The sequence below is a fragment of the Allosphingosinicella sp. genome, assembly GCF_036403745.1.
Classification (GTDB): Bacteria; Pseudomonadota; Alphaproteobacteria; order Sphingomonadales; family Sphingomonadaceae; genus Allosphingosinicella.
The window spans coordinates 35,527-53,910 of sequence record NZ_DASWQI010000077.1; the positions used below are offsets into that span (position 1 = coordinate 35,527).

23 protein-coding genes, 1 tRNA gene and 1 other RNA gene are annotated in these 18,384 nt (G+C 66.8%); 6 read left to right on the forward strand and 19 right to left on the reverse strand.

Annotated features, from left to right (window positions below; translation table 11 throughout):
• The first annotated feature begins 64 nt into the window (after positions 1 to 64).
• The 3 genes from VGC56_RS14915 to VGC56_RS14925 all read left to right on the forward strand — a co-directional run bounded on the left by VGC56_RS14915 (position 65) and on the right by VGC56_RS14925 (position 2,058).
• Positions 65 to 1,282, forward strand: a complete 1,218-nt coding sequence (locus tag VGC56_RS14915; RefSeq protein WP_464126144.1) for an AI-2E family transporter — start codon at positions 65 to 67, stop codon at positions 1,280 to 1,282.
• 185 nt (positions 1,283 to 1,467) lie between these two features.
• Positions 1,468 to 1,544: transfer RNA gene (locus VGC56_RS14920), tRNA-Asp, on the forward strand.
• A gap of 205 nt (positions 1,545 to 1,749) precedes the next feature.
• Positions 1,750 to 2,058 carry a hypothetical protein gene (locus VGC56_RS14925; RefSeq protein WP_464126146.1) on the forward strand — a complete coding sequence of 103 codons (309 nt, stop codon included), beginning with the start codon at positions 1,750 to 1,752 and terminating at the stop codon, positions 2,056 to 2,058.
• A gap of 3 nt (positions 2,059 to 2,061) precedes the next feature.
• Here VGC56_RS14925 and VGC56_RS14930 read toward each other — a convergent pair whose 3' ends face one another.
• The 5 genes from VGC56_RS14930 to VGC56_RS14950 form a co-directional block, all read right to left on the reverse strand.
• Positions 2,062 to 2,283, reverse strand: a complete 222-nt coding sequence (locus tag VGC56_RS14930) for a DUF2842 domain-containing protein (RefSeq protein ID WP_464126147.1) — start codon at positions 2,281 to 2,283, stop codon at positions 2,062 to 2,064.
• A complete protein-coding gene (locus tag VGC56_RS14935; RefSeq protein ID WP_464126149.1) occupies positions 2,280 to 2,867 on the reverse strand; it encodes a 5-formyltetrahydrofolate cyclo-ligase in 588 nt (195 codons plus the stop codon). Before VGC56_RS14935 ends, VGC56_RS14930 begins: the two co-directional genes overlap by 4 nt.
• Positions 2,854 to 3,009, reverse strand: a non-coding RNA gene (ssrS, locus tag VGC56_RS14940) — 6S RNA. The genes VGC56_RS14935 and ssrS overlap by 14 nt, the downstream gene beginning before the upstream one ends.
• A 21-nt stretch (positions 3,010 to 3,030) precedes the next feature.
• Complete coding sequence (locus VGC56_RS14945; RefSeq protein WP_464126151.1) at positions 3,031 to 3,342, reverse strand: cell division protein ZapA; 312 nt, start codon at positions 3,340 to 3,342, stop codon at positions 3,031 to 3,033.
• Positions 3,342 to 3,542 carry a hypothetical protein gene (locus VGC56_RS14950; RefSeq protein WP_464126153.1) on the reverse strand — a complete coding sequence of 67 codons (201 nt, stop codon included), beginning with the start codon at positions 3,540 to 3,542 and terminating at the stop codon, positions 3,342 to 3,344. Before VGC56_RS14950 ends, VGC56_RS14945 begins: the two co-directional genes overlap by 1 nt.
• A gap of 169 nt (positions 3,543 to 3,711) precedes the next feature.
• Between VGC56_RS14950 and VGC56_RS14955 the strand changes: the two genes are divergently transcribed.
• A complete protein-coding gene (locus VGC56_RS14955; protein WP_464126154.1) occupies positions 3,712 to 4,524 on the forward strand; it encodes a transglutaminase-like domain-containing protein in 813 nt (270 codons plus the stop codon).
• A 240-nt stretch (positions 4,525 to 4,764) separates the two neighbouring features.
• Entirely contained in the window at positions 4,765 to 5,274 is a 510-nt protein-coding gene (locus VGC56_RS14960) for a hypothetical protein (protein WP_464126156.1), read from the forward strand.
• Between the two features lie 30 nt (positions 5,275 to 5,304).
• On the opposite strand, the gene VGC56_RS14965 is transcribed toward VGC56_RS14960, so the two are convergent.
• The 10 genes from VGC56_RS14965 to VGC56_RS15010 all read right to left on the reverse strand — a co-directional run bounded on the left by VGC56_RS14965 (position 5,305) and on the right by VGC56_RS15010 (position 14,910).
• Positions 5,305 to 7,236, reverse strand: a complete 1,932-nt coding sequence (locus VGC56_RS14965; protein ID WP_464126158.1) for a DUF3857 domain-containing protein — start codon at positions 7,234 to 7,236, stop codon at positions 5,305 to 5,307.
• Positions 7,237 to 7,559: 323 nt separating this feature from the next.
• The gene (locus VGC56_RS14970) at positions 7,560 to 8,189 is read right to left on the reverse strand and encodes a hypothetical protein (protein ID WP_464126159.1); all 630 of its coding nucleotides are present in this window, start codon (positions 8,187 to 8,189) and stop codon (positions 7,560 to 7,562) included.
• Positions 8,190 to 8,246: 57 nt separating this feature from the next.
• The gene (locus VGC56_RS14975) at positions 8,247 to 8,516 is read right to left on the reverse strand and encodes a hypothetical protein (RefSeq protein ID WP_464126161.1); all 270 of its coding nucleotides are present in this window, start codon (positions 8,514 to 8,516) and stop codon (positions 8,247 to 8,249) included.
• 74 nt (positions 8,517 to 8,590) lie between these two features.
• Positions 8,591 to 9,004: a cytochrome o ubiquinol oxidase subunit IV gene (cyoD, locus tag VGC56_RS14980; RefSeq protein WP_464126162.1), complete on the reverse strand. Its 414-nt coding sequence runs from the start codon at positions 9,002 to 9,004 to the stop codon at positions 8,591 to 8,593.
• On the reverse strand, positions 9,001 to 9,696 hold the full coding sequence (locus tag VGC56_RS14985; protein ID WP_464126163.1) for a cytochrome c oxidase subunit 3: 696 nt from the start codon (positions 9,694 to 9,696) through the stop codon (positions 9,001 to 9,003). Before VGC56_RS14985 ends, cyoD begins: the two co-directional genes overlap by 4 nt.
• Positions 9,693 to 11,708, reverse strand: a complete 2,016-nt coding sequence (locus VGC56_RS14990) for a cbb3-type cytochrome c oxidase subunit I (protein ID WP_464126164.1) — start codon at positions 11,706 to 11,708, stop codon at positions 9,693 to 9,695. The genes VGC56_RS14985 and VGC56_RS14990 overlap by 4 nt, the downstream gene beginning before the upstream one ends.
• Positions 11,709 to 12,602, reverse strand: a complete 894-nt coding sequence (cyoA, locus tag VGC56_RS14995) for a ubiquinol oxidase subunit II (RefSeq protein ID WP_464126166.1) — start codon at positions 12,600 to 12,602, stop codon at positions 11,709 to 11,711. It abuts the gene before it with no gap.
• Between the two features lie 91 nt (positions 12,603 to 12,693).
• On the reverse strand, positions 12,694 to 13,536 hold the full coding sequence (gene hemF / locus VGC56_RS15000; protein WP_464126168.1) for an oxygen-dependent coproporphyrinogen oxidase: 843 nt from the start codon (positions 13,534 to 13,536) through the stop codon (positions 12,694 to 12,696).
• Between the two features lie 48 nt (positions 13,537 to 13,584).
• Positions 13,585 to 14,385, reverse strand: coding sequence for a hypothetical protein (locus VGC56_RS15005; RefSeq protein ID WP_464126169.1), 801 nt, complete (start codon positions 14,383 to 14,385; stop codon positions 13,585 to 13,587).
• Positions 14,386 to 14,460: 75 nt separating this feature from the next.
• Positions 14,461 to 14,910: a tRNA (cytidine(34)-2'-O)-methyltransferase gene (locus VGC56_RS15010; RefSeq protein ID WP_464126170.1), complete on the reverse strand. Its 450-nt coding sequence runs from the start codon at positions 14,908 to 14,910 to the stop codon at positions 14,461 to 14,463.
• A gap of 98 nt (positions 14,911 to 15,008) precedes the next feature.
• Between VGC56_RS15010 and VGC56_RS15015 the strand changes: the two genes are divergently transcribed.
• The gene (locus tag VGC56_RS15015) at positions 15,009 to 15,506 is read left to right on the forward strand and encodes a hypothetical protein (protein ID WP_464126171.1); all 498 of its coding nucleotides are present in this window, start codon (positions 15,009 to 15,011) and stop codon (positions 15,504 to 15,506) included.
• Positions 15,507 to 15,521: 15 nt separating this feature from the next.
• Here the strand turns inward: VGC56_RS15015 and VGC56_RS15020 are convergent, their stop codons facing one another.
• The 4 genes from VGC56_RS15020 to VGC56_RS15035 are packed head-to-tail and all read right to left on the reverse strand — an operon-like array spanning position 15,522 to position 18,163.
• On the reverse strand, positions 15,522 to 16,052 hold the full coding sequence (locus VGC56_RS15020) for a hypothetical protein (RefSeq protein ID WP_464126172.1): 531 nt from the start codon (positions 16,050 to 16,052) through the stop codon (positions 15,522 to 15,524).
• Positions 16,053 to 16,067: 15 nt separating this feature from the next.
• Positions 16,068 to 17,177 carry a S41 family peptidase gene (locus VGC56_RS15025; RefSeq protein ID WP_464126173.1) on the reverse strand — a complete coding sequence of 370 codons (1,110 nt, stop codon included), beginning with the start codon at positions 17,175 to 17,177 and terminating at the stop codon, positions 16,068 to 16,070.
• A 57-nt stretch (positions 17,178 to 17,234) separates the two neighbouring features.
• Positions 17,235 to 17,894, reverse strand: a complete 660-nt coding sequence (locus VGC56_RS15030) for a hypothetical protein (protein WP_464126174.1) — start codon at positions 17,892 to 17,894, stop codon at positions 17,235 to 17,237.
• Positions 17,891 to 18,163 carry a PadR family transcriptional regulator gene (locus VGC56_RS15035; protein ID WP_464126175.1) on the reverse strand — a complete coding sequence of 91 codons (273 nt, stop codon included), beginning with the start codon at positions 18,161 to 18,163 and terminating at the stop codon, positions 17,891 to 17,893. The genes VGC56_RS15030 and VGC56_RS15035 overlap by 4 nt, the downstream gene beginning before the upstream one ends.
• Positions 18,164 to 18,384: the final 221 nt, after the last annotated feature.

The following is an 18,384-nucleotide window of genomic DNA, read 5'->3' on the forward strand; positions in this document are numbered from 1 at the left end:
ATGGTTAACGAGGTTCTTACCAGCGGTACGGGATCGCTACCGTAAGGGCCTCCGGGAGCATGGGATGAGACGGCTCGAGAGCGACAGTGTGAAACCGGCCGGCGACGCGCCTGTGCCGCGGGCGCCTGCGGCGGCCGAGCCCCACCCGGGGGAGGAGGTGACGCAGGCCGCCTTCCGGCGCGACCGCCTGCTCGCGGCCCTGACCCTGATCGCCGGCGCCGGATTCGTCCTCGCCGTCCCGTTCGCATTGCGGGCAGGGGCGGAGTTCTTCCTGCCCGTGACGGCGGCTTTGGTCATCGCCATCGCTTTGGTGCCAATGCTGGAATGGCTCGAGCGGCGCGGCCTGCCGTCGGCGCTGGCGGCGTTCACCTGCGTCATCTCCTTCCTCGCGGTCGCCAACATCGCCGTCGCCTCGATCTTGCTGCCCGCGAGCGACTGGGTGCGGCTGCTGCCGGAGCGGGTCGGCCGCATCCGCGAGAGCCTGGCGCCGGTCTTCCGCGCCTACACGCAGCTGCAGCACTTCATCGACAACATGTTCCGCCAGTTCAGCACCGCCCATCCGCACGGCACCCGCACCGTCCAGGTCGAGACGCCGAATTCGCTGCTCGGCATCATCGCCACCTCGGCGCCGCTGGCGGCGGTGCAGATGTTCTTCGGCGTGCTGGTGATCTTCTTCTTCCTCGCCGGCTGGACCCGGATGCGCAAGCGCACCATCACCGACCGGACCAGCTTCGCAGGCGCGATGACCACGGCGCGGGCGATCCAGCAGATGGTCGATGCGACCTCGACCTATCTCGGCACGATCACCCTGGTGAACATCTCGCTGGGGGCGCTGGTCGCGGTGTCGCTGTGGCTTCTGGGCATGCCGACGCCGTTGATGTGGGGCGGCATCGTCACCCTGTTCAACTACATCCCTTACCTCGGGCCGATCGCCTCGGCGCTGCTGCTGGCCTTGGGCGGGCTGATGACCTTCAACGAGCCCGGCTATGCGATGCTGCCGGCGCTCTGCTTCATCGGCTTCCACCTCGTGGAGGCGAACGTCATCACGCCGAGCTTCGTCGGCAAGCGGCTGACCATCAATCCACTGCTGATCCTGGTCTCGCTCAGCTTCTGGGCCTGGGTCTGGGGGACGACCGGGGCGCTGCTCGCGGTGCCGCTCCTGATCATCATCCGCACAATCCTCGACGCCGCTGGGCGCCCCGACGTGGCGGGCTTCCTATTTGAGGACGGGACCCTCACCGGCCAGCATCCCGACGAGAAGGACGAGGAGGCTAGAGCCTGATCGTCTGAGGTCGAAGCGGTTCGCGCTTCGGCCGATGGTGTGAATGACGCTCTCGACTCATGGTGAGACCAAGATTCACGTTTCAGGCGGATTCACCCTGAAACGATCTTGGTCTGGCGCCCCTGAATCGTTGCGGCCCCGTCGCTTGACAGGGTCCGGGGGGTCGCCTAGTTCGCCGCCTCCACGCGGGTGTAGCTCAGTTGGTTAGAGCGCCGGCCTGTCACGCCGGAGGTCGCGGGTTCGAGCCCCGTCACTCGCGCCATTTGCCGTACCCAAGCGTGCGGCGGAATGGCGGTCCCCTTGTACGGACCCTCACCTGTTCCCCGAAACCTGTGCTATTCGAGCCACCGGGAGGCGCGTGCATGGCAGGCAGTCGGGCAAAGGCCGCGTTGGTATGTGCGCTTGCGCTATGCGGACTCGCCACCGCCCCCGGTCATGGAACGAGCGATCCGAGGGCACTGCCGCCAGTGGAACGCGGATACCGATACCCCAATGCGCGGATCGTCGGGGTCGAGAGGTCGCATCTGCCGAGCCTCAAGGTCCGATATGAGACCGGCGACAGCTTCGCGAGGGTGAAGGCGTTCTACATGGCTGTGGCTCGGAAGCACGACGCCCACCCGATCGCGAGTTGCACGAGCGGAGGCGACTTCTGCACGTTCATGATCGGCGACGGCCGTTTGCTGGTCACGGCGATGATCTCAGCGCGGCCTGGCGGCGCGGCGATCACTTTGCTTTTCCTGGTCCCCTCGGCCGAAAAGAAGACGGGCCGCCGCTGAGGACTATGGCGGCGAGAAGCGCCCCGTTTCCATCCACCGCAGGAGCGGTTTGAGGGGCAGCACCCAGATTATTCCCGCGGCGATGAAGAAGATCGCCTTCAGCGGCCACCAGAGCGGGGGCAGCCAATCGGCGAGGCTGACGACGATCACCGCCCAGAGCGCGATGAGGGCGAGGATGAGGAGGATGCCGAAGGGCTTCCTCCAGCTCGGCTTGGCAGGGGTCATCGGCAGGCGATCCATTCCTTCGGCGTCGCGATTGCATCCAAGGGGACATCCCACGGATCGGCCGGCAGCGGCGAATCGGCGATCTGCGGCTCCCAGGCAAGGCCGATCGTGAAGATGCGGGTGCCGCCTTCGCGCAGATGGGCGAGGGCGCGGTCGTAATGCCCCTTGCCGTGGCCGATGCGCACGCCGGTCCTGTCGGCGAGGACGAGGGGGACGAGGACAATGTCGGGTGCCAGCGCTTCGGCCGCGGGGGCGGGCTGGAGGACGCCCCACGGGCTCGGCGCGACGGCAGGGGCCTCGCGCCAGATCATCCGGCTGTCGCGGTCCAGGAACCAGGGGAGGGCGGCGCGCTGGCCCGCCCCGAGCTTTTCGAGGATGGGACAGGGGCTGATCTCGTCCTTGAGCGGATGGTAGGCGGCGACGATCTTCGCGGCGAGGAGGTGGGGGAGGACGATCTCCGCCAGCTTTTCCTGCAGCCCGGTGCGCATCTCGGGCGCCAGGGAGGCGGCATAGGCGCGGCGCGCGGCGAGGGCTTCGGCACGAAGGCCGGCCTTGAGAGAGGGGAAGGGTGACGGGACCGCCATGGCCGTTTGCCGGAATATCCTCTGACGCCAGAACGTCAGGTGGGGACCGTGTGATCCGGACCAGGATCCGGGCAGGGACAGCCCCCGAGGATGTCTTATCGCCTCAGGGATGTTCGCAAAAGCTCGTACCGGGCAGTACCCGTCAGGTCCCTATGTAGGCGCTTCAGGCCTCGCCCTCAAGGCGCTGTGCAAGCGCCTCGACCCGCCCGGCAAGCCGTTCCAGCGCATCGGCGATGCGGCCGCTGTCGTCGTCGGGGGCGACGGGGTTGCCGGCGCGGTGCTCCTTGACCTCGTCGGCGAGGAGCAGGGAGGCGAAGAGCAGCTGGCGCACCTCGGAGAGGCTGCCGAGCGCGGTGCCGGCATCCTGCGCCTTGCGGTCGACGATGGCGGCGACCTCGCGCAGATGTTCCTGTTCGCCGTCGCGGCAGGCGACCGCATAGCGGCGGGCGGCGATTTCGACCTCGACGGTGGCCATCAGTTCTCCGCCGCTTCGAGGAGGGCGTCGATGTCGGCGATGGCCGCTTCGACCTTGGTCCTGAGCCGGGCATGCGCGGCTTCGAGCCGGGCATCGGCCGGGGCCGTCCGCTCAGGAGCAGGGCGCGCGCCGGCGGCCTCGATGCGCGCCAGCGCGCGCTCGATCCGGCTTATGGCGTGAAGTGACCTCTCCGCCCCCATGTCGGTGTCGATAGCATGACAAAAGCCGCGAGGGAAATCGCGCCTGTGCAGCCTTGAGCCGGTAGGAATACGGTATTGCCGCGACGGCACCCCTTTCCGATTGCGCATGTCGCAGGGGCTTGGGGTTTTCGATATGTGGTTACGCCGTGCGGCCGGCGGGGTTCTGGCCGTGAGCTTCCTTGTCTTCGCGCTGATGGCGGGGCTGGCGCGGCTTGCGCCGGCGCATCACGGACGGGTGCCGGACGCGCTCGAGGAGCAGTGGCGGCCGGATCTGGCGCAGGTCCGCAGCGTCGACGCGGCGATGCGGATCCTGCCCTCCTATGTCGAGCGCCAGCACGGCTCGCGCGAGGCGCGGATCGCCGCCGGCATCGACCAGTTCGTGCGCGACCGCTTCTTCCACGAAACCTCTTTGCTCAGCTGGCGGGAGAATTGGCTGGCGGTTGCGGCGGGGGAATATTGGATGAATTTGCGGGTGCCGGTGCAGCCCGATGCGATCCTTCACCACCGCCGCGCCATCTGCAGCCAGCAGGCGATCGTGTTCATGGAGATGCTGCGTCGCGCGGGGCTCCATTATGCCGCCGTCGGCATGAGCTGGCCTTCGTCGGACCCGGCCTCGACCGGGCACTTCGCCGTCGCCGCCAAGGTGGACGGGCGCTGGATGTATTTCGATTCCGACCAGGAGCCGCCGGTGGAGAGCGTGCCGTTCGAGAGCATCCGCGACGGCAGTGCGCTGGACAGGCTCTACGGCAACAAGCCCGGGCTTCTTCGGGATATGCACTACGCCGCCGCGCACGGGCGGATCCGGCTCGCTTATGTCGACGGCTTCGCGGCGCCGCGCGGCGGGCTGTTCCAGGACGTGACGGCGTGGCTCAGCGCCTGGGGGTGGCTGGTGCTGGGGCTGCTGGCGTTCGCCTGCGTCGCACCCGAGCTGCGGCCGCGGCGGACGGCGCGGCTGCGCTGGAGACCAGTGCCGGCGGAGTGAGAAGCCGCTGAAATTTCCATCGACCTCATCCGCCATCCAGGCAAATGTCATCGTCGGGACGTCACCCTTCGGCTCTATCCTTACGATTGGCCATTGGTCGCAGCGACGGGGGACGGAGCTATTTGGCATGGTTTGAAGCGTGCGGCCAAGCCGCCATTTCGAACGGGTCGGACGCGCGGCCGTGGCCGATCCTCGTGGAAATCGCTTTGGCGAATGCGGCAAGGCGCCCACAGTCGGCGGATGCCGATAATCGAGTTTGAGAATTACCACGAAGTGCCGCTGGTGCTGGTGATCGAGCCTTGGGGCCACCGGCACGAGGTTCCCGAGCGGGCGCGCGTCGGCGTTCGCTACGCCCTGGCGGAGGGCGCGGAGGATCGCTGCTATTCGGCGGTATCCGCGCAGAAGATCGAGCTCTGGTGCGAGGCCGCGAGCTACGAGATCGACATCGTGCCTCCTTTGCCAGCCCAGAGGCTGATGCGGGACATTTGCGTCCGCGGCGGCTGGTGCGGGGGGATGGTCGAGGGCGTCGCTACGCACGTGCTCGATCTGCTCCCCGCGTCCGGGAGAGTGACTGCCGAGGATTTCGCGAACCTGGCCATCAAGGCGGACGGAGACCAGACCGAGCCGCCGAAGCAACATCATCTTCGGTGGCTCGAGGCGAAATTCGCGGAGCATCTCGGCACGGCATCGGTCGATGCCGAGCTGCTCCATCGGACGGCGCGCAGGCCCTTCGACAGCGAGCCCTGCTGACGGCCGCTTCGAATCGGAAACGCGATCGAGCTACGAAGGTGAGGCCTCGGACCGCGCCTGAGTAGGACCACCGGCGGCGGCCGATTTCCCACCCGGCTCAGGTGCCTGCGCCGGAGGCAGGCAAGGTACCGAGGTCGCCGTCCAGTCGATCTCATAGGCTGCCGGCACTTTCTCGCCCCTGCCGACAGAGGATTTCCGGCCGGCGGGGTTGTAGAAAATCCAGCCCATGCTGTTGTCGAATGTGGCGATCCGCGCATTGTCCCGCTGCGCAGCGGCAGGCGTGATTTCGGGCTGTTCGACCCGGGACCCGCGGATCATGCGAATGGACCCGTCCCGCAATTCCCAGGCGCGATAATAAATCCGTCCGAATATGCGCTGGTCGAAGCTGGGCTTCGAGGACCATTGCCCTGATTGGGTGGTGCTCGGCAGCCGCACGGTGGTGACGTGGCAGGAATAGGCCGGCTTCGTATAGAAGGGCACCTCCTGGCTCTGATCGGCCGCTCGGACGCGCCGTTCGGGTGGGCTGAACCCAGCACCCGGGAGCGCGTACGATCTTGCTCCGTTTCCGTCATCGTCCCAGGTGATCGTTCCTGTGCCGGTGATCGTCAGGACGCTCGCACCCGCCTTCTCGTCATAATGCCACTGAACATCGTCGATCACCTGCCAGAAGTCGCCAATGGCGTTCTGACGATAGGCGGTCAGCAGCTGTCCCGAGTTCATCGACGAAAATTGGACCTGCTCCTGCAAGCCTTTGATGCCACGCACGATATCTGTCGAGATGATCCTCGCCGGCTTGTCGAAGCCGGCCCGTGCATCGACTTCGATCAACGATATTTCGTCCGGAGTCGCCGGCGCCTGCCACGCCAGCTTCTCGAGGTCACTCCCGCGCATCGTCAGCGGCAGGACCCAGCCGACCGGGAAGGCCGGACGGGCGCTCGGCAATGCGACCGGCGGCAGCGTTCCATCGAGCCAATAGGCCTTACCGTCGATCTGCGCGCGCACGAGCACATGGTTGAACAATTGCGGGATCGGCAGACGCTGATCGAAACCGTCGTCGACACCACCGGAGTTGACGAGCACCGCCTCCGCCTCGACCCCCAGTTGACCGAGAAGAGCCAGCAGCAAGGCTGTCTTCGCCTTGCAGTCGCCATAACGGCGCTGCCACGTTTCGTCCGCCGAGGCCGGCGTCAGGTTGCCGCCGTTCAGGCCGACATAGATGTAGCGCACATCCTGCTGGACCAACTTGAGCGCTGCCTGCGCACGGCCGAGCGAGCTCGCCTGCGCGGCGGCGATCCGAATCGCCTCCCGTCTGATCGCCGAGTCCTGGCCGATGCTCGCGGCTTTCGCGAACAGTGGCGCGAACTCGCGCGAAAGGGCCGGCCAGTTGGGGAACTCACTATATTCGAGGATGCGCTGCCACTGGTATCGCGGCGGCGCGTCCTTGGGCGGCGACAAAGTCGAGGGATTGTCGAAGCGGAATTCGGCCTGCCGTTCGCCCTTTATCATCGCCGCGGCCAGGTCCGGCGTCGGCTTCAGCGCGGGGTTGCGACCCGACTCCCAGCTTATCCCCATATGATATCGACCCGGAGCCGGGCTTGGGTTGAGCATGAGCAGGCCAGCCTGGTTCTGGCCCAGCGTCGGATCGCTGTCGAACCTGGTCAGGTCCACCTCCAGCTCATCGCCTACGCGCAGGTCGGGGATGCGGAGGACCGCGGTCAACGTCCCGTCCAGCCTTGCCGCCTCCAGTTGGTCTTCGCGCCGCAAAATCTCGAATGTGGAATCCTTGAGGACGTCGATCGTCTGGCCATCCCGAAAGAGTTTGATTTCGTGAACCATCGGCGCGCCGGCCGCCGGATTCCAGGCGATTGCGATGTTGCCGAGTTGCAACGCACTTTGGTGCAGGATCTTGATCCGATAGCCGAGATATTGCGCCTGCGTCTTGCCGCTGAGATGAATCTCCACGTCCTGGCGTCGGACGAATACGGGTCCACTCACGGTCTCCGGTACCGGCAGGAGCGGAGACGCGGTAGCCCATGAGGGTGCGGGACCGCGGCGGACCTGTTGCGTTTGGGCGTGAACGGGAACGGTAAGAAATATCGAAGCCGAAATGAAAATCCAGACGCGCACGCACCACCCCCCGCTCTACTCGGGGCCATTGTGGCAGAACTCCCTTCCGATTCAAGCGATTGCGGCCGTGCCAGCTGAGGATTGCGATGAAGCGGAATGCCAGGCGTGCAGGGAAATTGCGCCCGCTCCGGCGGAGGGCAATACTCCACCTGGTGCGGCTACTCGGACGGTCCGTTACCGATGAACCCGATAGGGTAGCCCGAGGCCGTCGAGGCGTTGACGAGACAGCGGAAGGTCTCGTCGTCCAGCTTGCCCTTGGAGGACCCCCGCTTCGTCAAGGTCCACATCGCCCCCGGGCTGAACGTCGCCATGCCATGCATTGGCTGGAGAGCGCCGGCGGCCTTGCGGCCGCACAGACGTTCGAGCGCGCGCGCGAACGACGCCTCGTCCGTCGCCGCCGTGTCGTAAATGGGCAGGCGCGCGAGCAATCCCCTCTTCGCAAGCCAGATGCGTGCCGCGGCTTTCTCCTGCTCGTCCGACAATCGCTGGTAGAGCGGCAGATAGCCCTGCTCCACCGCAGGCGGGAACACCACGAAGTAGGAGGTTCCAAGCGAGGCGAGCGCCGCGCAGCGGAGTTGGGCTTCCGAGGCGGACGTAACGTCCGGTACCTCGATCACATCCTCCGCGACGTCATGGTCGAACCTTGGCCGCGCACTTTTAAATCCGCAGGTGGCGACCTGCGCTGCGGCCGCGGCGGGGTCTACCGGCCGCGCGGGATCCTCCCGTGGCGCGGCGGGTGCGACAGCGGCGACTGCGATCAACACCAGTTCAAAGGAAAACCCCGGCATCAGGACGAAGTCGCACCATGTCGCAATGTCCGCAAGCGGTCGCGGGCGCACATCCTGCTAGCGCCGCCCGCGCCCGGAAAGATCGCTGGCAACGAAAATCCAGCAGACAAGCAGCAACCCGGCGAGACTCGTGCCGATGAACGGTAATTCGATCCAGAAGGTGGTGGCTCGTTGCAGGCCAAAAGCCCAGCCGATCGGCAGCGGCAGGATCCACAGCGTCATCCAGGGAAGACACTGGCCCTGCATATCGATGAGGCGTCTACCGACATCAGTGGGTACGGCGGCCTTCTTGCGAACGTGGCGTACATAGCGTCGCAGCAGGTTCATGCTCCGGCTGTGACTTATCGGGTCAATATGCGCAACGGGTCGCAAGCGGGCGCACTTCCGCGCGCACGTCTGTCCTAAGGCTGCATCTTCATCAGCTGGTTCATCGGCATCATGTTTTCGTTCAAATGCCCCATGATCCAGATCGAGCCGGCGACGATCAGGAACACCACCAGGATGCCGAAGGCGAGCGCGAGGACGTTGTTGGTGTTGTCGGGGCCGGTGGTGACGTGGAGGAAGAAGACGAGGTGTACGCCCATCTGGGCGATGGCGAGGACGATGAGGGCGACCGGGATGGCCGGGCCGTAGATGATGTGGGTGCCCGCCAGCACGAAGGCGGCGGCGGTCAAGAGGACCGAGAAGCCGAGGCCGAGATTGGCGTTGGCGACCCAATGGCCGGCGCTCTCGCTGGGCTCGTCGCCGGGCGCATGGTCCTCCCGATGGTCGAGGGTACCAGCATAATCCTTGGGGTCGAATTCGAAATTGCTCATGCGATGGCGCCCATCAGATAGACGATGGTGAAGATGCCGATCCAGACGATGTCCAGCGCGTGCCAGAAGAGATTGAAGCAGATCAGCCGGTGGACGATCTCGGGCCGGAAGCCCTTCACCTGAACCTGCGCCATCATCGTCAGCAGCCACATGCCGGCGAGCGTGACGTGGACGCCGTGGAGGCCGACGAGGCCGAAAAAGGCGGTGAGGAAGCCGCTGCGGCCGGGCGTCATCCCATGGCTGGCGAGGCTGATGAATTCCTGCAGCTCGAGCCCGACGAAGATCAGGCCGAGCAGCCCGGTGATGAGCAGGAAGATCTGCGTCCACAGGAGGTTGCGGGCGTTGGTGGCGGCGAAGGAGAGGCCGCACGTATAGCTCGACAGGAGCAGGGCGCCGGTCTCCCAGGCCACGCGCGGCATCTCGACGAGGTCGCGCATGCCGGGGCCGCCCGCCGTCGCCCCCCGCTGCACCGCGAAGGCGGCGAAGAAGCAGGAGAACATGATGATGTCGGAGAGGAGGAAGATCCAGAAGCCGTAGCCGACGATGATCCGCTTGCGGGCGGGGCCGGTGGTGCCGTGGCCGGCGCCCTCCACCGGGCCTTCCGAGCCGTGGGCGCGGTGGCCGAGGCGGTGCGGGTCCTCCCGGACGCGGCGCAGGGTTTCGACGGCGGCGGGAAGCGGATGGTCGGTCACGCCGGCGCCCCTTCCGCGGCGATCCGCTCGAGCAGCGCTTCGCGCGACGCGCGGCGGGCGCGCTCGACGCGGGCGACTTCCTCGGCCGGCACGTGGAATTCGTGGACGTCGCGCCAGGCGAAGACGACGAAACCGGCAATGGCGCCGATCAGCCCGACCGCAACCAGCCACCATATCTGCCAGATGAGGGCGAAGCCGGTCGCGCTGGCGAAGACGGCGGTGAAGAAGCCGACCGGGCTGTTCACCGGCATCTCGATCGCTTCATATTCCGGCTCTTCCGACAGGCGCTGGCTCTCGATCGCCTTCAGCTTGATGCCCCAATAGGCTTCCTCGCCCTCGACGTTGGGCATGATCGCGAAGTTGAAGAAGGGGGCGGGGGAGGGGGTCGCCCATTCGAGTGAGCGGCCGTCCCACGGATCGCCGGAAACGTCGCGGAGTTTGTCACGCTGGACGATCGAGACGACCAGCATGATCACCTGGCAGGCCGCGCCGATCGCCAGCACGCCGACGCCGATCGCGGAGAGAACCAGCATCGGCTGCCATTCCGGGATGTTCACATGCTGGAGGCGGCGGGTCATGCCCTGGATGCCTAGTATGTAGAGTGGGGTGAATGTGATCCAGAAGCCGAAGAAGGAGAACCAGAAGCTTGCCTTGCCCCACCCTTCGTGGAGGCGGAAGCCGAACGCCTTTGGGAACCAGTAATCGAGGCCCGCAAACAAGGCGAAAACCACCCCGCCGACGATGACGTTGTGGAAATGGGCGACGAGGAACATCGAATTGTGGACGAGGAAATCGGCCGGCGGCACGGCGAGGAGCACGCCGGTCATGCCACCGATCACGAAGGTGAAGATGAAGCCCAGCGACCACAGCATCGGCACGGTCATCCGAACCCGGCCGCCGTACATGGTGAAGATCCAATTGTAGATCTTGACCCCGGTGCCGACCGCGATGACGCTGGTCGAGATGCCGAAGAAGGTGTTCACCGCCGGCCCCGAGCCCATGGTGAAGAAGTGGTGGAGCCACACCGTCATCGAGACGATGCAGATGAACAGCGTCGCGGCGACCATCGAGCGGTAGCCGAACAGGGGCTTGCCCGAGAAGGTCGAGAAGATTTCGGAGAAGATGCCGAAGGCGGGGAGGACGAGGATGTAGACCTCCGGATGCCCCCAGGCCCAGATGAGGTTCATGAACATCATCGGGTTTCCGCCCGCGTCTGCGGTGAAGAAGTGCCAGCCGAAGAACCGGTCGAGGCTCAGCATCGCGAGGGTCGCGGTGAGGACCGGGAAGGCGGCGACGATGAGGAGGCTGGAGGCGAGGGTCGTCCAGCAGAACATCGGCATGCGGAGGTAGCTCATGCCGGGGCAGCGCATCTTCAGCACGGTGGTGACGAAGTTGATGCCGGTCATCAGCGTGCCGATGCCGGATATCTGCACCGCCCAGAGGTAATAATCGACGCCGACGCCGGGCGAGTAGGCGCTTTCGCTCAAGGGCGGGTAGGGGAGCCAGCCGGTGCGGGCGAACTCGCCGAGGAACAGCGAGAGGTTGACGAGAAGGGCGCCCGAGGCGGTCAGCCAGAAGCTCACCGAGTTCATCGTCGGGAAGGCGACGTCGCGCACGCCAAGCTGGAGCGGCGTCACGAAATTCATGAAGCCGATGACCAGCGGCATCGCCGCGAAGAAGATCATGATCGTGCCGTGGGCCGAAAAGATCTGGTTGTAATGCTCGGGTTCGAGATAGCCCTGGGACCCGCCGACCGCGACGGCCTGCTGCGTGCGCATCATGATCGCGTCGGCGAACCCGCGCACCAGCATCACGACGCCCAAGAGGCAGTACATGATGCCGATCCGCTTGTGGTCGACGCTGGTGATCCATTCCTTCCACAAATAGGTCCACCAGCCCTTCCAGGTGACGAGGCCCAGCGTCCCCGTGATGACGAGGATGAGGATCAGCGAGGTGATCAGCGGAATGGGCTGGTTGAACGGGATCGCCGACCAGGAAAGCTTGCCGAACATCTAGTGCCTTCCCCCGGTCGAGACTTCGCGGCCCGCATGCGACGGATTCTCCGGCTCAGGGCCGGGCGCCGGCGGCAGCGTCTGGGCGGCGATCGCCTGGAAGAGCTGCGGATCGATGCCGCGGAAGGTGATTGGCGGCACCTTCTGGCTCTGCTTCGCCAATTGGGCGTAGGTGGCCTGGTCGAGCATCTGCCCGGTCCCGCCCTTCGCCCCCTGCGCCCAGGCGGCGAACTGCGCCGGCGCCACGCTGTGCACCTGGAAATCCATGTCCGAAAAGCCATCGCCGCTGAAATGGGCCGAGCGGCCGTACAGCACAGCCGGCCGGTCCGCCTGGAGGTTCAGCTGCGAGACCATGCCCGGCATCGCGTAGATCATCGAGCCGAGGCGGGGGACGAAGAAGGTGTTGAACACGCTTCCCGAGGTGATCGAGAAATGCACTGGTGTGCCCGCCGGCACGACCAGTTGGTTGACCGTCGCCACCCCCTGCTGCGGGTAGATGAACAGCCATTTCCAATCGAGCGAGACGACCTGCACTTCGAGCGGCGGCGCCTTGGACGGCAGCGCCCGGAACGGGTCCAGCCGATAGGAGCCGATCCAGATCACCCCGCCGATGAACATGATGGTGAGGATGGGGATCGACCACACCACCGCCTCGATCCGCCCGGAATAGGACCAATTGGGCAGATATTCCGCCTTGGTGTTCGACGCCCGGTACCGCCAGGCCATCCAGAAGGCCAACAGGATGGTCGGGATGACGATCGCCAGCATGATGAGCAGGGCGTCGAGGAGGATGTGGGCATCGTCCGCGCCGACCGGCCCGGCCGGATCGAGCACCCCGCCCGCGCATCCCGACGCCGACATCGCCAGGCCGGCGATGGCCGCCGCCCGCCTCACCCGACTCCCGACCCCTGCAGCACGTCGCATGTCCGGGGCCGATGCGACCCCCACCAGCGCGTGTCAACCATCCCAGGTTAAGCCGGGTGGCTTAGCTCCACGCGGCCATCGGCGGCAGGCTCATCAGGATCGCGTCGACATTGCCGCCGGTCCTCAGACCGAACAGGGTGCCGCGGTCGTAGAGCAGGTTAAACTCGGCATAGCGCCCCCGCCATTCGAGCTGCCGCGCCTTGTCGGCCTCGTCGAAGGGCGTCTCCATCCGCCGCCGCACCAGCCGCGGGTAGACGTCGAGCAGCGCCTCGCCGACCTCGCGGGTGAAGGCGAAGCTCGCCTCGAACGGTCCTTCCAAATGGTCGTAGAAGATGCCGCCGACGCCGCGGTACACGCCGCGGTGGGGGATGTAGAAATAATCGTCCGCCCACTTTTTGAACTTCTCGTAGAAGGTCTGGTCGTGGGCGGCGCAGGCGGCCCGGAGCCGGGCGTGGAACTCGGCGGTATCCTCCTCGTAGGGAATGGGCGGGTTCAGATCCGCGCCGCCGCCGAACCAGCGCTTGGTGGTGACGAGGAAGCGGGTGTTCATGTGCACCGCCGGCACGTGCGGGTTGGCCATGTGGGCGACGAGGCTGATGCCGGTCGCGAAGAAGCTCGGATCCTCGCCCGCGCCGTGGATGGTCTTGGCGAATTCGGGGGAGAAACGCCCCCCGACGGTGGAGACGTTGACCCCCACTTTCTCGAACACCCGGCCCTTCATCACGCCGCGCACGCCGCCGCCGCCCGGCGCGCCGTCCGGATCTTCGCGCTGCCACGGCGTGTAGTCGAAGGCGGCGTCCGAGCCCGCGTCCCTCTCGAGGGCCTCGAACGCAGCGCAGATCCGGCCGCGCAGCGACTCGAACCAGTCGCGGGCGCGCTGCTGCTGGTCGTCGAGTTCGATCATGCAGGCGCGGATGCCGCCCCGCGCCGCACTTTGCAACAGCGCCTGCGGTCAGTGCGACCACCACCGGTCTTCGCGCGGGGTCCACCAGCGCGCGGCCTCGGCGACGCGGGCCTCGTAATCTGTACCGGGATGGAGGACGAGCGGAAGCCCCGTGCCGGCCGCAAGCTCGGCAAGCTCCCCCTCCTCAAGCGCGTCGGGCACGGCGCCGCGGGCGCGGCAGGCGAGGCGCCAGAGCTCCAGTTCCTGGCCCCAGAAATAGAGCGAGGCGGCGCCGACATTGTCCTCAATGCGCCGCACCGCGTCCCAGCGGTCCGGCGCGACCAAGGGCGCCCAGATGTCGATCTGGAGGCTGTCGACTTGCGCATCCGGTCGCCAGGCGAGCGCATCGTCGGCGACAATCTCGATCTTCGCTCGCGCCGCCTCCGGCAGCTGCTCGAACACCTCGAGCGTCTCGACCAAAGCGACGATGTCCGGGTCCCGCTCGACGATCGTGACGCGCTCCACGTCGTCGCGCAGGGCGACGTTGGCGGCGCACCAGCCCATGCCGAGCCCCAGCACCGCGGTATGGCCGCGCGCCGAGGCGATGCCGATCTCCTGGCTCTCCACCTCCATCGGCACGATCGACATCCACGCCGCGGCGTCCTCCTCGAACGGCCCGATCAGCAGCGGCATGCCGGTAATCGCGTAGAGGCGCCCCCAATAGCCGCGCGCGGCGTGGGCGGGGGCGAGGCTCAGCGACCAGCCTGCACAGGCGCCTTCGCGCAGCTTCGGGAGCCACAGATCGGTCTCGAAATCGCCCAGAAGGGAGCGGGGGTCCACCTCCGCGCCGGCGTCCACGTTCTGGTTCAAGCCGGCTCTCCCGCGTGCATCGCCGGCACCTTCGCCGGAGCGGCGGCCCCGCGCAAGCGCGGGCAGGGCGGCGGCTCAGGCGGGAAAGCAGCCGGACTGCCGCAGCGCCTCGGCCAGCCCGATCCCCGCCGACACCGCGAGATTGAGCGAGCGGGTGCCCGCCGCCTGCGGAATGCGCACCCGCAGGTCGGCCCGCGCATGGACCTCCTCAGGCGCCCCGCGGCTCTCCGAACCGAACAGCAAGGTGTCGCCGGCCTCGAACCGCGCCTCCGGCAGCCGCACGGCTCCGGCGGTGGTGAACAGCACCAGCCGCCCCGCCAGCGCCGTCTCGAACGCGGCCCATCCGCTGTGCCGCGTCACGGCCGCGATCTCCGCATAATCCATCCCCGCCCGCTTCAGCGCCCGATCCGAAAACGCAAACCCGCATGGCTCGATCACATCCACCGCAACGCCGAGGCAGGCGGCGAGGCGAAGGATGGTGCCGACATTGCCGGCCTGGTCCGGCTGGTAGAGGGCGAGGCGCATGCGCTGTCATGCGGGGTAGGACGGGGCGAAGCAATGCGGGGATACGTGTCAGGATCCGACCCATTGCCGACATTGCCGATCAGGCAGATAGCTGAGCCATGATTGGCTCCCCCGCCTGGCTACTCGCGGCAGCGCTCGCGCCGCCGCAACAATCGGCACCATCCGCGCCGGCCGCAGAGGAGCAGACGTACATCATCAGCACCATCTGGACGCGCCCGGAACACTGCAACCTCGCCGTCGCGACCAGGGTGGCGCTGCCGGACTTGCTGAGGGAGCCGAAGAAATGGGGCGGCAAGTGCGTGGCCGTCGACGGTTACTGGCAGCAGCGCGCGTTGTTCATCTTTCCACCCCGCGAGCGGTACGCGGAGGGCGACGCGGCGTTGAAGGGGTCGCGCGTCGGGATCTACGGCACGGAAGAGCTGCTTTCATCGGCGCCGCGTTCGTCGCAGCGCTATACCGCTGTCGGTGTGCCCGGCATGTGCGAGACGATCAGGCAGGCGGCGGTGATGGTCTTCGGCTACTGCCACTACGCCGATGGCCCCTACCTCGCCATTGCGCAGATGCGCCGCCGCCAAAGGTCCGCTTTCCACCGATAGCGGACATTGGCTAAGCTACGGCCTCAGGATGTCGCCATGGGGCGCGCCAACCCCCTTCGAACATCGGTCCAGATCGGCGAATGCCGCAGCGATGGCGGCTCGATCGCCCGCAGCGGAGACCTTCTCATAATGAAGCTCAAAGCCGATCCGGTCGCGGTCGAGCTTGCGGTCGATTGCTGCGATCGGGATTCCAAGCTGCGCGCCGTGTTTCTGCGCGAAGCGGCGGCTCCCCTCCGCCGTCTCGAAAGCTCGAAAGCCGCCGAATTTGGAAGCCCGGGGCGGCAGCCGATGCGCCGCCGCGACCTTTGCGTAGCAGTCGGAGGAATAGCTGTACCATTCCTCGGCAAAGCGATGGGTCCACCAGCTCGAATAGAGGAGCAGAGCGGCGGAACACCCGAAGACGCCGATGGCCAGCATCGGCTCGCCCGCGCGCAATCGCGTCAATATCGACGTGTCAGCACCGCGTGACGTGGGCCGCGGTGCGAAGGCCAAATGGCAGATCTTGAGCGCGACGTACAAGATCAGCACCCAGCCGAATATCCCCATGCCGCCGCTCCCGATTCAATGGGGCGGCGCGGAAGCGGTCGGGGGCGCCTGCTGCAGCTTCCTCAATTCCGCGGCGCGCTCGGCGGGGGCGGTGAGGACGAGCTTTTCCAGCGCCAGTCGCCGCGCTGTCTCCAGTGCGAGGGCGGGATCGACCACGACATCCGGCTTGACGCCCGTGCCCTCCCAATTGGTCTTGGAAACCGGGTTCACCGCCGCCCCGGTGGGCACGAAGATCGCGAAATGATCGTCCACCGGGAAGAGACCTCCGGGGTTGGCCCCGCCCCAGGTGGTGCTCCCGACCACGATGCCGCGCTTCAGCTGCTGGACGTCGTACGCGAACTCCTCTCCACCGGACGCGGTCCGGTCGCTGGTCAGCACATAGACGGGTTTGTCGGTGCTCCAGCGCCCGCCCGGCACGTAGGGCAGGGACCAGATTTGCACATCCACGGGATCGGCGCGCCGATGGAAGCGGTTGATCTCGGTGTTTGGCGGCACGAGGTAGCTCAGGACCATTGCGACCATGTCGGGGTCGCCCCCGCCATTGTCGCGCAGGTCGAAGATCAGGGCGTCGGTATATTGGAGGAACGCCATCGCCGCGGCGAGGGTTACGCCGGCATTCTGGGGGCGCGCCATGAGGTTCATCTTGAGGTAGCCGATATTGCCGTCCAGCACCTCCGCCCGGGGAATGGCGTAGTTGAGCCGGCGCATCATCGTCTGCTGCCGGGCGATCATCGCCGCATCCGGCTCCCGCCCGGGGCCGAGCGGCGGCATCGGCTCCGGCAACCAGGCCAGCCGGAGGTGTTTGTCGTGCACCTCGCTTCCAATGACCGCGTTCACCGCCTCGACGAAGGCCTGCGGGTCGTCAAAGGCCTCGAATCCGCCCGAGGCCAGCTTCAGGCGGAGCGCCTTCGAGATGGCGGGCTCGCGCTCCGGAAACACATAATTCGCCCGAATCTGGACCAGAGCCTTTTCGATCACCGCCTTCCGCTGAGCGCTGCTGAGCTTGGCCGGGTGCGCATTCGCGGAGGGCTGCGGGGGTGGCGTCTGCGCGCTTGCCGGGTTCGAAGCGAGGCACGCGACGAGGAGCATTGCAGCAAAAGGGGAGCGGATACCGGCAGCTTTCATCGCGGGTCCTCCAAAGCTTCCTGGAAGCGGAGCAGGCTTTAATCTACATATGTAGAGTTAAAAGTCAAACTGCTCTTGCGGCGCCCTGGTGTGGCGGCTTCGGGGAAACAGCGTCCAATGGTAGCGCGCCGCGGCGGCGCAGGCGCCGAACTCCACCGCCAGCACGCTGCCCTGGAGCACCAGCGACGTCACATCGAGGAGCAATACTTCCATGAACAGGAACAGGGTCACCATTGCCGCTGCGATGAGGGCACCGACGTTGAGCGCGCCCCGCCAGTCCCGGTCGAGCAGAAGCCAGGCAAGGCGGAGGTGGCCCAGTCCAAGCAGAAGCCAGAGCAGCGACAAGGCCGGGACGGCGCCGAGGCGCGCATGGGCCGCGTAGGGACTCTGGCCGGCGGTGTCGGCCAGGATGGCGTGAATCACGTCCGGCCCGTGAGATGCGTTCGGGAAGCCCATCGCGCACGCCAGCTGCGAGGCTGCTACGGGGATCAGAAGCCCGAAGGCCAGCGCATAGCTTGCCAGCCCGAGGCGCCCTTCCCGGCACCGCGGGACTTCCCACCAGGCGGCTGCCAGGCAGCCGATCGCAAAGCCCAGGGCCTTTCCGTCCTTGGCGGCGATTGCAAACTCGGCTTCCATGGCATCCGACCATTCGCGTCGGCTATCGCCCAGACAGGCCCTCGCCATTGCCATCGAGGCACGGGCGAGGCGGAGCGTCACGCGAGCGCCACCTTGGTGGACGGACGGAGGGGGGGATTGGCCTCCTCACGCGCCAGGGCGAGGCCTGCCGCGGTGAGCCGGTAGGCGTGCCGCGCCGGCCGGCCGATCTGCGCCGGCTCCTGCCATTCCGCTTCTATGAGCCCTTGCTCGGTGATGCGGATCAGCAGCGGGTAGAGCGTCCCCGAGGCCAGGCCCGTCTCCTTCATCAGGTCATAGCCATGGCGCCACTGCTGCGGCCGAGCAGCCAGCGCCGCCAGAAGAAGAAGCATCTGCCGCGAAGGTCGGCGATTGGGGCGCATGGCCCTAGACAACCTATGTAGAGTTTTGAGTCAAGCTGGGTTCGGAGCCGCGGGAGCGGTCACGGCTAGAGCGGGAGCAACGACGGCGGTAGCGCCTGCCCGCCGCGCCCGCTCGGTGTGGGGCGGCCGGCGGCGCGTGCGGAGCCTAGGCGCGCAAGCGGATCTTCTCGGGCGGGGGGGGGGGGACGTGG